This window comes from Pusillibacter faecalis, from assembly GCF_018408705.1.
Taxonomy (GTDB): Bacteria; Bacillota; Clostridia; order Oscillospirales; family Oscillospiraceae; genus Oscillibacter; species Oscillibacter faecalis.
Genome location: NZ_AP023420.1, coordinates 127,852 through 142,599, shown reverse-complemented (window position 1 = coordinate 142,599; position 14,748 = coordinate 127,852). Strand labels below are relative to the sequence as shown.

Annotated in this window: 12 protein-coding genes and 1 pseudogene; 3 read left to right on the top strand and 10 right to left on the bottom strand. The window is 52.3% G+C overall.

Going from position 1 to position 14,748, the window contains the following annotated elements:
• Window positions 1-714: 714 nt before the first annotated feature.
• A pseudogene (locus tag KJS55_RS17625) lies at window positions 715-888 on the top strand (LysR family transcriptional regulator); the annotation flags it as partial.
• Between the two features lie 18 nt (window positions 889-906).
• Window positions 907-1,620 (top strand): LysR family transcriptional regulator substrate-binding protein, encoded by a 714-nt coding sequence (locus KJS55_RS00665; RefSeq protein ID WP_228300423.1) that lies wholly within the window; start codon window positions 907-909, stop codon window positions 1,618-1,620.
• A gap of 80 nt (window positions 1,621-1,700) precedes the next feature.
• On the opposite strand, the gene KJS55_RS00660 is transcribed toward KJS55_RS00665, so the two are convergent.
• The 10 genes from KJS55_RS00660 to KJS55_RS00615 all read right to left on the bottom strand — a co-directional run bounded on the left by KJS55_RS00660 (window position 1,701) and on the right by KJS55_RS00615 (window position 13,039).
• The gene (locus KJS55_RS00660) at window positions 1,701-3,257 is read right to left on the bottom strand and encodes an acyl CoA:acetate/3-ketoacid CoA transferase (protein WP_213542432.1); all 1,557 of its coding nucleotides are present in this window, start codon (window positions 3,255-3,257) and stop codon (window positions 1,701-1,703) included.
• 33 nt (window positions 3,258-3,290) lie between these two features.
• A complete protein-coding gene (locus KJS55_RS00655; RefSeq protein WP_346345672.1) occupies window positions 3,291-4,070 on the bottom strand; it encodes an enoyl-CoA hydratase-related protein in 780 nt (259 codons plus the stop codon).
• Window positions 4,071-4,111: 41 nt separating this feature from the next.
• Complete coding sequence (locus KJS55_RS00650) at window positions 4,112-5,266, bottom strand: iron-containing alcohol dehydrogenase (RefSeq protein WP_187029097.1); 1,155 nt, start codon at window positions 5,264-5,266, stop codon at window positions 4,112-4,114.
• A gap of 80 nt (window positions 5,267-5,346) precedes the next feature.
• Window positions 5,347-6,282, bottom strand: a complete 936-nt coding sequence (locus tag KJS55_RS00645) for an AEC family transporter (protein ID WP_213542428.1) — start codon at window positions 6,280-6,282, stop codon at window positions 5,347-5,349.
• Between the two features lie 20 nt (window positions 6,283-6,302).
• Window positions 6,303-7,529: a nickel pincer cofactor-dependent isomerase, group 22 gene (locus KJS55_RS00640; protein ID WP_213542426.1), complete on the bottom strand. Its 1,227-nt coding sequence runs from the start codon at window positions 7,527-7,529 to the stop codon at window positions 6,303-6,305.
• A 54-nt stretch (window positions 7,530-7,583) separates the two neighbouring features.
• Window positions 7,584-8,597 carry an Ldh family oxidoreductase gene (locus KJS55_RS00635; RefSeq protein WP_187029091.1) on the bottom strand — a complete coding sequence of 338 codons (1,014 nt, stop codon included), beginning with the start codon at window positions 8,595-8,597 and terminating at the stop codon, window positions 7,584-7,586.
• Between the two features lie 82 nt (window positions 8,598-8,679).
• Window positions 8,680-10,209, bottom strand: coding sequence for a tripartite tricarboxylate transporter permease (locus KJS55_RS00630; RefSeq protein WP_187029089.1), 1,530 nt, complete (start codon window positions 10,207-10,209; stop codon window positions 8,680-8,682).
• A gap of 12 nt (window positions 10,210-10,221) precedes the next feature.
• Window positions 10,222-10,695, bottom strand: coding sequence for a tripartite tricarboxylate transporter TctB family protein (locus KJS55_RS00625; RefSeq protein WP_187029087.1), 474 nt, complete (start codon window positions 10,693-10,695; stop codon window positions 10,222-10,224).
• A gap of 95 nt (window positions 10,696-10,790) precedes the next feature.
• Window positions 10,791-11,912 carry a tripartite tricarboxylate transporter substrate-binding protein gene (locus tag KJS55_RS00620; protein WP_187029085.1) on the bottom strand — a complete coding sequence of 374 codons (1,122 nt, stop codon included), beginning with the start codon at window positions 11,910-11,912 and terminating at the stop codon, window positions 10,791-10,793.
• 119 nt (window positions 11,913-12,031) lie between these two features.
• A complete protein-coding gene (locus tag KJS55_RS00615) occupies window positions 12,032-13,039 on the bottom strand; it encodes a dihydrodipicolinate synthase family protein (RefSeq protein ID WP_187029083.1) in 1,008 nt (335 codons plus the stop codon).
• 679 nt (window positions 13,040-13,718) lie between these two features.
• Here KJS55_RS00615 and KJS55_RS00610 point away from each other — a divergent pair.
• The gene (locus KJS55_RS00610) at window positions 13,719-14,003 is read left to right on the top strand and encodes a hypothetical protein (RefSeq protein WP_213542424.1); all 285 of its coding nucleotides are present in this window, start codon (window positions 13,719-13,721) and stop codon (window positions 14,001-14,003) included.
• Window positions 14,004-14,748 lie beyond the last annotated feature (745 nt).

Sequence of the window (14,748 nt, the reverse complement as noted above, 5' to 3'; positions counted from 1 at the left end):
CATTTGATGCTGGCGGAACGGTATGGCACCCCACGCTCCTGGGGGCACGGAGACCAATGAGGGCACAAAGATATATCCTGAATTTTTGCTTTTGAAATGAGTGAGCAGTACAGAACGTATTTCGGCTATTATACAGGAGTTTATTCTTTTTATATCCATAGATATTTGGTTGAAATTGCAAAAAAAATTGATATAATATGATTAGAATTACCAGAAGAGTAAGTGATTTAACACTTCCATGATGGAAACTGACGATCATACCTTTTGTATGGCGGGGAGATGGAATCGCATATAAAAAATTTTGGAGGTGGCGGAACATATGGCGATTGATTTGACCGAATCGGAATGGAAGCGATTCTTGCCCCCTTTTGCGGTATGCGGATTTTCCTGCGTTCCTTTGGAGAAAAACTTGTGACAGGCGGTCTGCCAATGAACCCTTCCATCACAATATGAAGGAACGTTATACCAAATACTTTTTCACGATAGGAACATAGGTGGGAAAGACAGCCATTTTTAAGAAATTGTTGTTTTTCCTTTTGGGAAATGCGCAGGAGTTGCAGTTTTTCTTTGTCTGGCGAGTGATACAACAGAGATGATCTGTCGCAGATAGCCCCTGATAGAAAACATTCCCCATTATCCTGGGGGATTTTTGGATGCGGGTAAAAGAATGTTCCCGTTTTTATATTGCAATAGAAAAGTGTGGTGACCTTTTGGATGGACCTGAGGCAGTTGGAAAATATTGTAGCCATTGCGGAGGAGCGCAGCATCTCACGGGCTGCAGAGCGCTTGTTTATCTCTCAGCCCGCGCTGAGCCAGCAGGTATCCAAACTGGAAGCACGGCTTGGCGTCCCCTTGTTTTCCAGAGATAAACAGGGGCTTTCCCTGACTCAGGCTGGCAAGGTCTATGTGGAAAACGCAAAAAAAATACTCTCCATTCGGGATGAGACTTATAATCGAATTTATGATATTGCCGCTTACCGCAAGGGTTCCATCTCAATCGGAGTCTCTCCTGGCCGCAGCCCCATGATTGTCTCTAAGATCTATCCCCAGTTTCAAAGGGAGTTTCCGGGTTTTAATATTCAGGTCTTTGATATCAGCAATGCCCAAACAAAGGAAATGCTGATCCAAGGCACTCTAGATCTGGGATTCCTTCTCCTTTCTGATAAGGAGATTTCTGCAAGGCTTCCTATCTCTCACCTTGCTATAACGCAAGAAGATATGTATCTAGTTACCTCCAAAAATCACCCCATGGCCGCTCGGTACCATAACGGCTCTCAGGGGCGTATGATTGATTTGAGACTCTTTCAAAACGAAACATTTGCATTGCCGACAAAGGGTGCTAAAATTCGCCTGTTTGTAGATGAGATATTCGCTTCCTACGGTATCAGTCCCAATGTTTGTTACCAGGTGTACAATATCCAGTCCATTATTACCGTGGTCAGTGAGAGCAGGCTATGCACCATTATTCCCGCTGGCTTTTTGCCGGACAATGAAAACCTGATCTATTTCCGGCTGAAGCCTAACCGCTTTATGGAATTTTCTATTTGCTGGAATTCAAATCATCGCATGACCACTGCGGAGAAATTTTTTGTTGAGCTATGTCAGAAGGTCTATCTCTAAAATTTATACCTACATACCAGATTTCTAAAAGGGGGACCTCTCTATGAGAGATCCCCCTTTTGATTGATGCAAGAAGGTATTTATTTCAGGCCCATGAGCTGATCGGAGAAAATTCTGCTGTCCATCAGTCTGAGACCTCCTGGAGCAATCTTAGGCGTAAAATCCATTTGCCCCAACACCTGGGACTGAAGATCAATTCCTGGGGCTATTTCGGTGAGATACACACCATCTGTCCGCAGTTCAAAGACCGCCCGCTCCGTGATGTAAGTCACTGGCTGCCCTCCCTTCCTGGCGTAGGCGCCAGAGAAGGTGATTTGCTCAACGCTATCAAGAAGCTTACGCTCTCGTCCCTCTTGGTCAATCACCAGCTTGCCGTCCTCAACATGCGTCTTGATGCCACCAGCGGTGAAGGTTCCACAAAAGAATACTTTCTTCGCATTCTGCGTAATGTTGATAAAGCCGCCGCAGCCAGCAATCCTGGGGCCGAACTTGGAGACATTGATATTTCCGTCCTTATCCGCCTGCGCCAAACCTAAAAATGCCAGGTCGACACCGCCGCCATCATAAAAGTCAAACTGATAGGGCTGATCCAAAATAGACTCCACATTGACAGAGCCGCCAAATCTGGAGCCACCCTGAGGCACACCGCCCACAGGCCCTGACTCCACCGTTAAGGTCATGTAGTCACCAATGCCCTCCTCGTTGGCCACCATAGAGATGTACTCGGGAATACCAATGCCAAGATTTACTACGGTATTTGGCTGTAATTCCATGGCCGCCCGCCGGCCAATAATTTTCTTGGCACTCATAGCGGGGGCTTCCAGACTCCCGAGCGGTAAGCGGAAATCACCAGTCATAGCCCCATCGTACTCACAGCCCTGGCATTGCGCATGGTCCGTCTTGTTTTCACAGATGACAATGGCGTCCACGTAGATGCCGGGTATCTTTACTAGCTTGGGGTCCAGTGTTCCGGACTGCACCAGTCGTTCCACTTGAACAATCACCTTGCCGCCGCTATTTTTGACAGCCTGGGCAATGGAAGTGGCCTCTGTAGTGCAGCACTCTCTCTCCAGAGTGATGTTGCCATTTTCGTCAGCATATGTTCCGCGGATCATACCGATGTCAATGGGGAAGCTCTTATACAACAGCCGCTCTTCGCCCAGAATATTGACGACTTCAACGATATCTTCTGTGGTGGCAGAGTTTAATTTACCGCCCTCAACTCGGGGGTCGACAAAGGTATTCAGGCCCACGTGGGTCAACGTGCCCGGTTTGTGGCCGGCGATATCTCGGAATAATTGTGCCAGTGTGCCTTGCGGCAAGTTATAGGCCTCCAGCTTGTTGGCGTTGATCAGCTTTCCAAGCTCGGGCGCCATATTGTAGTGGCCGCCGATGACCCTCTTTAGCATCCCTTCATGGGCAAAGTGATCGGCGCCGCTGCCATCTCGGTTGCCCTGGGCGGCGGCATAGAAGAGTGTCAGGCCCTTGGGAGTCCCAGCAGCCAGGAACCTCTCCTCCAGAGCGCGGGTCAAGGCTTCCGGCATGGCACTGGCCACAAAACCGCTGGTGGAGATTGTCATGCCATCTTTCACCATGGCGGCTGCTTCTGCTGCCGTGATCACAGGCTTTTTTGCCATCGCTATCGCTCCTTTTTTAAACGTTTATTGGGATTAAAAGTCAGTCAGCGTGGCCTTTCTCTTCTCAAGGAAAGCAGTCATCCCCTCCTTTTTGTCGTTGGTTGCAAAGGACAGACCAAAATTGGTAGCCTCCATATTGAGGCCACTGTTCAGATCAGTATCTATGCCAGTCTCAATGCACATCTTGGCGAGGGCGATGGCGTAGCTGCCCTTGGACAGCATTTTGTCAGCCATCATGAGGCAGAAATCGAGCAGCTCCGCCTGCGGAACCACCTTGTTTACAAGGCCGATGCGATAGGCCTCCTGTGCGTCAATTTTATCGCAGGTAAAAATCAGCTCCTTGGCGCGGCCCTTGCCTACAAGCCTGGTAAGCCGCTGGGTTCCACCGAAGCCAGGCAAAATTCCTAAGCCGCATTCCGGCTGGCCAAAGACGGCATTCTCGGCTGCCACACGGATATCGCAGCTCATTGCCAGTTCACAGCCACCACCCAGGGCATAGCCATTCACCGCAGCAATGGTTGCTTGAGGCATCCTCTCCAGCCTGCGGAAAGCTTCCTTAGCAAGCAGAGCCATATCCCGTCCCTCGGCTGCAGTGGCGTTGACCATCTCAGAGATATCCGCACCCGCCACAAAGGCCTTGGCACCCACTCCGGTTACGATCACGACACGGATATCTTTGCTCTGTTCCATATCTGCAAGACATGTATTGAGCTCTGCGAGTGTGGCGCTGTTGAGTGCGTTGAGTGACTTGGGGTTATTGATACTTACAATCGCGGTCTGTCCCTTAACTTCCATCATCAGATGTTCATACATAACTATCATTTCTCCTTTTTGGGGCTTTGTACCCTCTGGCTTTACCAGAGCTGCATGTAAAGTTTCTTGATATCCGCTTCCGTCATGTCACGCATCGTGTTCTGGGGGCTGCCGCTGGCCATGGCATCGTGGGCCATCTTGTCGATATAACTCAGAAATTCTTCCTTGCTGACACCAGCAGAGGCCAGGGTAGGCGCCTGAAGATCTGCCGTCAAGGCGTCCAGCGCATTCAGGAACTTCTCAGCCGCAGTTTGATCATCATCCTGAGCGGAGGCGACTCCGATCTCACGGCCCAGCTGGCCAAAGCGGTCATAGGCACCGGAGACAGCCCAGCGTAGGCACACATTCATCAAAATCGCGTTGGACATGCCGTGAGCAATGTGGAACAGCGCACCGATGGGCCGGCTCATACCGTGGATCAGCGTAACAGAGGCATTATTGAAGGCAATTCCCGCCTCCAATGCCGCCACAGACATTTCCACTCTGGCTTCCTCATCCTGGCCATTGCGGTACGCTGTCGGAAGATATTTGAAGATGCGCTTCACGGCAGATACAGCGAATACGTCAGACATGGTCTGAGCTCTGCGGGAAGTATAGGCCTCCACAGCGTGACACAGGGCATCCAGACCCGTATTCACAGTCACCTTGGCTGGTGCCGTCATAGTGAACTGCGGGTCTACGATAGCAAGCTCAGGGAGCATCACTTTTCCCTTGAGCAGCATCTTAATATTGTTCCGGGTATCATTGATGATGGAGAACTGTGTGGCCTCAGAGCCAGTACCAGCTGTGGTTGGAATTGCCACCATGGGCGGTACCGCTGCGCTGATTTCCTTCCCCATATACACGGTAATATCCTCGCCGCCGTCGCTGGATAGAACGGCGATGGATTTCATGGTATCCAGCGGACTGCCGCCGCCTAATCCCACCAGAAAATCACAGCCCTCCCGCTTGTACTGCTCCAGTCCATCTTTTACCATCACGTCGGTTGGCTCGCCCCCAATGCGGTCAAACACGCTGTAACCTACCTTAGCATGTTCCAGCACCCGTTCTACTTTGGCGCAATTACCTAACTCCACCATCATGGCATCAGTAACAATGAGTGCCTTTTTTCCCATTTTTTTCAGGGTATCCGCCGATGCATCCAACGCACCGCTTCCTGTCATAATACTGCCTGGTACAAAAAATTCTCTTGCCATGAACCCTTCGCTCCTTTAGTATAAAGTTTTACGAAATTGAGAAATCATTCCACGAAGGTCCCACTCTGTTTTTTTTAAACTTAGAGCAACTGCAATCCACCTAACGCCAAAATCCAGAAAAAAACTGTAACCGCTCCAAGTACAGAGCTTAGACCTACCTGGTTTGCGGCAAAGGTGCCGTTACCTCCCATCATCTGGGCCATGGAATAGGCGGAGACAGATGTGGGAGTTGCCAAGACCATCAGTCCTGTGCAAAGCTCCATGCCGCGCCAGCCTAAAAGCACCGCGCCGGACACTCCGATGGCCGGGATCACCGCCAGCCTCAGCAGTAGACATCCCAATAACGCCCCAGTCCTTTGACCCACACCCAAACGCAGGCTGGCACCAATCAGCAGCAGCCCCATCGGCGAGGCCATACCAGCCATGGTGCCAACTGCCTTTTCCACAGAGGCGGGCAGGCGCAACTCCAGCAGTGCTAGAAAGAGTGCGGCGATACTAGCGGTCAGGACAGGATTTTTTACAAGATTTTTTCCAATCTGCCGCAGGTCTGGAGCCTTTCCGCGGTAGACCTCCAGGGTAATGACTCCAATCACATTAAAAAAAATCGTCGTAACGGCGGCCACGAGCGTGGGACAGCCTAACTCTTGCCCCGCAAAGAGTCCGCTGATCAAGGGGATGCCAAAGATGATGGAGTTGCTGCGGATCGCGCACTGAATAAAAGTGCCGCAGGTAGGCCGGTGCTGGACCCATTTGGGGGCCAGCACCATCAGCAACAGCCACATTGCACATAGGACCGTCAGCAGATAGACCAACAGTCTTCCATCAAAGGCACTTTTTATATCTGTTGTATAAATGTTTTGAAAGACCATGAAGGGCAGGAACATGGAAAACACTAACCGGTTCAACTGCGCCACAACAGTGTCACGCTCCGGAAGCCGTCCAACCACCCATCTGCCCAAGACCATCACCAGGAGCATATACAGCACCGTATTCAGCGACGCAACCAATGTCTCCATATAGGTCCTCCTCTTGATGATTAGGATGTGAGGAGGTTTCCCGCCCTGTCAAAGCGCATGGGCTCTGCCGGTCCTATAATCTGTAGACCCTGACATTGCGCCTCCTCCAGCAATGCCTCGGAAAGTAAAATCTGCTCCAGCTGCATGGTGTTGGAAATGCGGGCCATGCGCAGTTGGGTGGGGTCCCGCTTCCCAGATAGCATGATGGCCGCCTGAATGGCCTCCCGATCTGTTTCAAAATACATGGGGATACGGCTGGATTCCGCTACCCGGGAGGTCAGGCTGTTGATATACATGCTTTCCCGATCCAAATGCTCCGCCACTCGGCGCGTGGTGGTGTCCGCCACCCCTAGACCGCAGGCGTTTCCATGGGTCTCGTTGGACAAGCCCAGCACGGTAATCCGCTGCGCGGCGGGAACCGCTGGTACCGCTTTGCTGTAAAACCGGCCGGTTACATTGGGGTCCATGCCAGAACCGCTGAAGTTTTTACCAATGCGGTCCACAATCAGGACATCCATATCCGGAACGCAGATGCGGGGCATGTTGCGCTTTGCCCGTTCCAGCAGAGCCGGCTCTCGATCCGGAAGCTCCCGGGCAGGGACTCCCACGATATCCATGGTGTGGTCATAGGCGTTCTCAATAAGGCCGATTCCAAAGAGTACCGGAAGGCGCCCCAGCAGGAAGCGGCTGATATCTTCCACATTTTTGGACATGTGATCCAGACCCAGCCGGTGACAGCACTCTGCTCCCCGCTGCTTGCCAAGACCGATGGCCAGCATTTTCAAAAGGCCGCTCTCATAGGCCCCCCGGAACTGTGTATGAGCCTTGACCCGGTTTAGCAATATGATGCCGTCTGCCTCACTGGCGATGCGGTCGGTGTAGGCTGGCAGGCCGCCTGGAGTTGTCCCTACCAACACCGTGTCCATGGAGGCGCGGATCGGCATACCCACGCTCTCCTCTGAGATTCCCAGCTCTTTCAGCACCAGGATCTGACCTGACGCAGTGGCCCCGCCATGGCTGCCCATAGCGGGAACCACAAAGGGCTCCGCTCCCTGCGACCGCAGACATTCACCGATAAAGCGCAGATAATCCGCGATGTGATCAATGCCACGGGACCCGGCGGTAATGGCGATGCGCATTCCTGGATGCACGGAGCTCTCTGCGCCCGCCTCTTTGATTGCTTTTTTCAGAGCTTCCCGCCAGTCCTGTATCTCTTCGCTGGAAAAATTTTGACGTGAAGGAAACATGCGGGGAATCTCAATATACTTCAATAGATCTCCCAGTGAATTCCACATGCGTTCTTATTGACCAACCATGCTCTTATACTGCTGATAGGTCTCGTCACTGATCTCCAGTCCCCGCTCGGCCACCAGCAGCTCGTTGCGGTGTTCCAGCTCGCCGGGGAAGAGGATATCCGCATCAGGAGAGGATTTTTTACTGGACTTGACCATCTGCACATAGTCATCTACCCGTCTTACAAAATCCTCCTCCGCCATAATCTTGGAGGGGTCCAGCGCCATTATGAAGTTGCCGCAGTTGGGCTTGTGGTCATAGTCGTCCAGGGGGTGCGTCACATTTTTACCGTACTTTCCTCCGGTCAGCAGGGCGGAGAACACTTCCACCACCACGCCGATACCGTAGCCCTTGTGACCGGCAATGGGCAGCAGCATTCCCTCCAAGGCGGCAGCAGCGTCCGTGGTGGGCCGGCCGTTTTTGTCCAGCGCCCACCCCTCGGGAATTGGCTTGCCGGCGGCAGCGGCATTTTTAATCTTACCGCGGGCGGGAGAGATGGCCATGTCCAGTACAATGGGGAACTCCTTGCCGGGAATGCACCAGCAGATGGGGTTGGTGCCGATTACTGGCTCAGCGGCGCCCATGGTGGCTACGAACGGAGGCGTGTTGCACATGATGTAGGCAATCAGGCCCTGCTCCGCGATTTTCAGACCATAGTGGCTCAATAGCGCCATGTGGTTGGTATTGTAGGTGGCTACACAGCACACGCCATATTTATTGGCCCGCTCAGCGGCAATCTGCGCCGCCTTGTTGTCCACAACCTGGGCTAAGCCGTTGTCGCCATCCAGATGTACCAGGGTCGGGCAGTCGTTGACGATGCGAATGCTGGGGGTGGGGTTGATCAGCCCCCGTTGAATCCGTTCACGGTATACCGGCAGACGGACAGAGCCGTGAGAGGCCACACCGCGAATATCAGCGGTAAGCGCGGTATCAGCCACCAGGCCGGCGTCCTCTTCAGGCACACCAACAGTAGTGAACATCTTCGTGCAAATTTCATGCCATTCTGCAGGATTGACAAACATTGTGTGATACCTTTCCTTTCGTTTGTGTGGTTCCACGCTAGAAATAGCGTGGAACCATCGCATGTTTTCGCGGGGATGATGCTTACTCCACAGGCTGTTTGCCGGAGCTCTCCTTGCTTGCAGCCTTGCTCTTTTTGTCAGAGCGAATGCTGAGAATGAAGACCAAAATCAAAGCCACCATGACTCCCAGCCCAAAGGGGCGCAGAATCATGCCACCAATGTTGTCGGCATACTGTGTCAGGGCACGGCGCAGACAGGTGTCGGCGGTGTTGCCCACCAGCATCCCTAGTACCAGGGGGGCAATGGGATAGTGATATACCTTCATCAGAAGCCCCAATACACCGAAGAACGCCAGCTGAATCAGGCTGAACGGCGTGTTGGTGGTCCCATAGGCACCCACGGCACAAAAGACCGCGATCATAGGCATCAGCAGGGATTCGGGAATCGACAGCAGCCGGATGGTCAGCCCGGAAGCCAGATAGGCGATGCCCAAAAGCCCCAGAGCGGCAATGAAGAACAGCACACAGATGCCGCACAAAATCCCGGGGTTCTCCATCACCAGAGTGGGACCGGGACGATAGCCCATCAGGTACATGGCGGAGATAAAGATCGCCACGGTGGCGCTTCCGGGAATTCCAAGGGAGAGGGCCGGGATCAGCGCGCCCACAGAACTGGCATTGTTCGCCACCTCTGCGGCGATCATGCCCTCAGGACTGCCTTTGCCAAACAGTTCCTTCTTCTTGGAGCTGCGCCGCGCAATGTCATAGGAGAACCAGCAGGCCGCGCTCTCCCCGATACCTGGGATGAAGCCGATCCAAATACCAGCCAAGGAGGATTTGACGATATTGGCAAGGTTTCTCCCAAACTCCTGAAACTTGATAATGGGCAGGCCGGCTTTTCCCTCTACCTTGGTATTCTGCTTGTTTTTCAGGGTGTAGAGCACTTCGCCGATACCGAACAGGCCCAGCATGGCAACGGTGCTATTGAAGCCGGAGAGCAGCTCGCTGCGGCCGAAGTTATAGCGGATCACAGACTGAACGCTCTCAGCGCCGCACATAGAGATGAAAAACCCAACAAAAGCGGCAATCCAGCCCTTTACCGGCCTGTCACCGGACAGGGAACCACAAATCATCAAGCCGAACAGGCAGAACAAGAAGGTCTCCCAGTCACCGAACTTCAGCGCAATGGTTGTGACGAAAGGCTGAATGATAAAGACAAACAGTGTGGCGGCAAGGGTGCCGATGACAGAGGCAAACACGGAATAGCCGCAGGCCTCTCTTCCGCGGCCCTGCTTCACCAGCGCATAGCCATCCATACAGGTCGCCGCGGCAGCGGCGGTGCCGGGGATATTGATCAGGCTGGCGGTGATGCCGCCGGAGCCAACAGCGGACACAAAAATGCCGATCAGCAGAGCCATGCCTTGTGTTACCGGAAGTGTATAGATAATGCTCAGGGACAACGCCATGCCCATGGTGGGCCCCAGGCCCGGCATTACACCCACAAAATAGCCAAGGGCAGTGCCGGCCAGCAGCATGACCCACACCATGGGATCACCCAAATAAGTGACAATAGCCTCCGGCAGATAACCCCAGACAGATAGTAAAGCTTCCACGAATTTCCCTCCTTACGGCAGCAGCTGCAAATTCAGATGCAGCATCATGGGCACCAGATAAACTGTCACTGCCGTGTAGACCGCGGACAATACCAGCAAGAAGACAGGATTCTTCTGCTTCCAATTCAGATATAACAGCATGGCAAAGCAGTAAAGAAATGTAGTGATCAAAAAGCCAGCGTAATAGGCCGCGATGAGATATACGAGGGTCATCGCGGTCAGCACCAGCACCCGCAGCCAGGTCTCCTTGTCCATCTTGGGCGTTACCAGCAGACCCTTGTTTAGTTGCAGCGTGAGCATCACACCCAGAATCACGATCAGGACAGAGACGACAATGGGAAGCATCTTTGCCTGAACAAGCAGGTTGAGAACCCCCTCAACCTTTACCGGGTTATTCCGGATTTGCAAAGACAGTATCAGGGCGATCAGACCCACAGCAATCATGATGGGGCCCTCTACCCAGCGGCTTATTTTTTTATCTTTCATGAATACCTCCCCTGTTACACACAAGGGGCCGCCCCAGGAGGACGGCCCCTTGTTTCGAAACCGCGTTAAAAAGCTGATTGACTTTTACAAGTAAATCAGGGCCAAGGAGTAATCGCGGCGATGCGGTCATTGGTGGGATAGGTGAAGTCCTCGATGCGGGGGATGCCAAAATCCTCGGGAGAGACGCCGTCGGCGGCGAGGTTTTGGTCATACAAGCCCCAAGCATAAATGGACTCCAGTCTTGCGCACATTTCATCGCTTTCAAGACCGCAAGCGGGGCTGGGAGTCAGCGAGTTGGAATCACAGTATTCCTTGAACTCATCGGTTGCCACAGCGTACTCAAAGGCCTCTTGAATTTTGGCCACGACTTCGGTGGGGGTGTCACGAGGCACGCGAATGCCCCAGTACAAAAGCCCTTCCAGTGTTTCCATTTCGGGATAGTCAGTCAGCATGGAAGGCGCATCATAAGCACCAGAAGCGGCCTCCACATGAAGAGGATCGGCGTCGCAGACGCCCAGGATACGGATATCACCACTCACAGCCAGGTCCATAATGTCGGAGATTCCGCACCAGGACCACACAACCTCGCCGGCAATGACCTTCACAGCCGCCTCACGACCGCCGCTATAGGGGACAGTAGTGCCCTTAAGGCCGAGGGTGTCCAGCATCAGCTGACCGGTGAGCTGATTGATGGAACCAAACCCAGCGTTGCCCCATTTTATGCTGGAATCAGCCGCGATGGCGTCAAACAGCTCTTGGTAGGTTGTATAAGGGGAGTTGCCAGCCACAAACAGGACATAAGGGGCAGTGGCTCCGTAGAAGCCATACCAATCTTCCCAGCTCATGTCTGCATACTCCATGACCCGGAAACCGGAGGCGGTGTGCGCCACATCACCCAGCCAGCTATAGCCATCGTGGGGCTTACCATCTACCTGCATCGCAGCGATGGAGCCAGAGCCGCCAGTAACGTTGACTACATTGATATTCACACCCAGATACTCACCCATGATGGCACCAAGAGCACGGGCGCAGGTATCGGCAGTGCCGCCGGCAGTGTAAGCTGCGGCGATTTCAATGTCCTTTTTGGGCCAGTCAATCGCTTCAGGATTGTTGGCATCGCCGGACTGGTCATTGTTTGCAGACTGTTCGCCTCCGCAGCCAGCCAGACAGCCGGCAATCATAACCAGTGCGAGAAACAAAGTCAATAATCTTTTCATGCGTCTGCTCCTTCCATATTCTCTTTTCTTTTAGAGTCTAGCGTTTTGCTGGAAATGCGGTTTCGAGGAATTTCTGTTACACACCTTTGTGCGGTCAAATCGAGTGGCTGTATCAGCACTTACAGCAGGCCCAGCCCTTTGAGGATTTCTTTCAGTTCAGCGGTCTCCTTCTCCGTGGGGCCAGTCAAGGGCAGGCGCATGATCCCGCCGTGCAGGCCCATCAGGTTCATGGCTGCCTTGACAACGCCGAAGCGGAAGTTGCCCTCGCCATAGATGGCCGTGCCGGGCTTGTAGAGGACGCCGGTATCTTTGCGGACGGCGTTGCAGCGGCCGACAAACGCATAGTAGGGCTGCATCATGCTGATCAGCTCGTCAATCTTTTTGTTGTCGTTTTTCTGAGAGGCCAGGAACACGTCTCTGGGATACTCCGGGAAGAAGTTTCCAAAAGGAGTGGCCAGACCATCAGCTCCCCAGGGGTACTGATACTTGTACCACTTTTCACCAAAACCGCTGTACAAAGGCACGTCAAACTGCTTGACAACGCTGGCCATGCCATCGAAAGACATCATATGGGGGGTGTTGTCTTTCACACCTGCGATCTTGCCATTTGCTCCAAAGCCTTCCAGCATTTTCTTCATCAGCGGGGGCTGAATCCAGGAGCCGGAGAAAGCGGGATTGTTATAAATCACGATACCAATGTCAATGGCCTCTGCCAGCTTTTCATAGTGGGCATACATCCCATCTTCCATGGGGACGAAGTAATAGGGCAGGATCACCTGTACGCCGTCAGCACCAATTTCCTGGGCAAAGCGGCTGAGTTCGATGGTCTCGTGTGTGCTGGCGCGGCCGGTGCCGCAGATGACGGGTACAGCACCGTTCACTTCTTCCACGCAGATTTGCATAACCCGCTTGTGTTCCTCGTGGGACAGGTGGGGGAACTCGCCATTGCTGCCGCAGGGAGTCAGGGTGCAGTTTTCAAAATCCTTAATCTTATCAACCAGCCAGCGGATATTCTGGCGATACCCCTCATAGTCAACATCGCCATTTTCCTTGAACGGCGTGACTGCCATGTAGCTCACGCCGCCTTTTTTCAGATGCCTCTGTAGTTCGATTGGTTTCATAGCCATGGTAATTTGCTCCTTGCATTATAAGTAGTAGTTCATTAAAGCCCCTCTCCAAGGGCTATCGCTGTAGGTGATGATTGGATCGCCTGTTCCTTATTACATTTTGGTTCAAACTCACGCCCTTTGTGAAATACAGAAAACTTGAAAGATTCCTCTACATAGGTTTGTACGAGCTCGTGTTACAAAAATATCGTACTTTTGTGAGCGGTGTCAACGGAACACATACCAGCTGCTTTTTATTTACTTTTTTATCTAAAAAAGCAGCTCTTTTGTTAAAAAATAAAAAATAATTAAAATTTGATTGGAAAAAAGTTTTGGAGCAAAAAAAGAGGGCTTTTTTTATTTACACTGCGTTAATTCGAGTTTTTAATGCTGCTCCTTTGTGTCTATTCAAATTATTTATGGCAGTATGTGTAAAACGAAAAGAAAGGGGTGGAAATGGTAAAAGGAGCGAAATAATAAAATCCGGACCGAGTCTGCTTGTAACCATGGAGATTCATGTCCTAAAGTCTGCTCTGTATCAAAATTCGCCGATGTTTGACTGCTCGACTCTGTTGGTAGAGAGCTCTGATATCACATGGGATTCATGGATCGAAGATCTTTGGCAGCACAGGGCAGTCGATCCTGACCTGTCAGAACATGGTTTGAGGGAGAAAGTGGCATTCTGCAGCAAAATGAAGGGATGGCATCACGTACGGCGTCTACCGGCCAGGACAAGATCGCCAACAAGGACAAGCGGTGTATGCTCGTTCTCCTGGAACACTGCCTCCAACTACAAAAAAAGACCGCCTGGGCGGTATTTACCACCCAGGCGGTCAAGCCATTGCCGGACACATATCTGACGGGACATGAAAGCGCTATTGAGCATGTGGGGGAGGAGGTTCAACAGGATGAAAAACGTGCTGCCGTCATAGAAAGCGGGGACGAAGAGAAAGGGGACTCCTTAAAACAGGAGATAAAACGGTAAAGGGACAAGTCTGTTGGAGGGACGCCCTTTCCGTCAAGTTGTTGGCCGAGGAGGACAAGAGCAGCTGCTATTGGACCAGGGCAACATAACGCAATATCCCCCAAAATGAAGCATAGGAGAGGCTTTTCAGCATGCGCCCATATACGGTAAGCGGCAGTGTAACTGCGCAAGCGTATCACAGCTGGCTGGATGAGTGAAGACTGGCCGTACAAGATGGGGAACGATGCGTGAGGGCAGCCGTTGGTAAGTCCACTGAGGAAAGCAACATGGATGCTGCGGCTAATGATTCCATATCCGCAGCGATTAGCGGCAATGAGGTCGATCAGGATGAATCCAACCATCAAGTGCTCTCGAATCGATGGCTTATAGACATAAAAACAGCAAAAAGCGAGTGAAAATACACAAACGGAGGGAGTACCACTGGAAGTTTGTATAAAATTTTCTGTATTTTACGAAGAGAGGCCTTGGCAATATGTATTTCTCTGTTTTGTGCCCCAAATTGGACGACAAGAGGAGGAGAGACTGCAAATGCTGCCAAAATCCTGAGGTACAAGGGATGAGACTGAAGCTGTCAGAGCGGGACTGCAGGAATTGAAAACTCCCTGTGAGGAGCGGGAGCGTGAAAGATCGCCCAAGGAATCGCCCATACTTGCCCCACGAAGCTCTGCTTGGCGAGATAGCCGTCAAGAGTGAGCCTGAAGTCGTGTATTAAGAATACCAAACGCATCTCTCAGGAGCGTCAAAA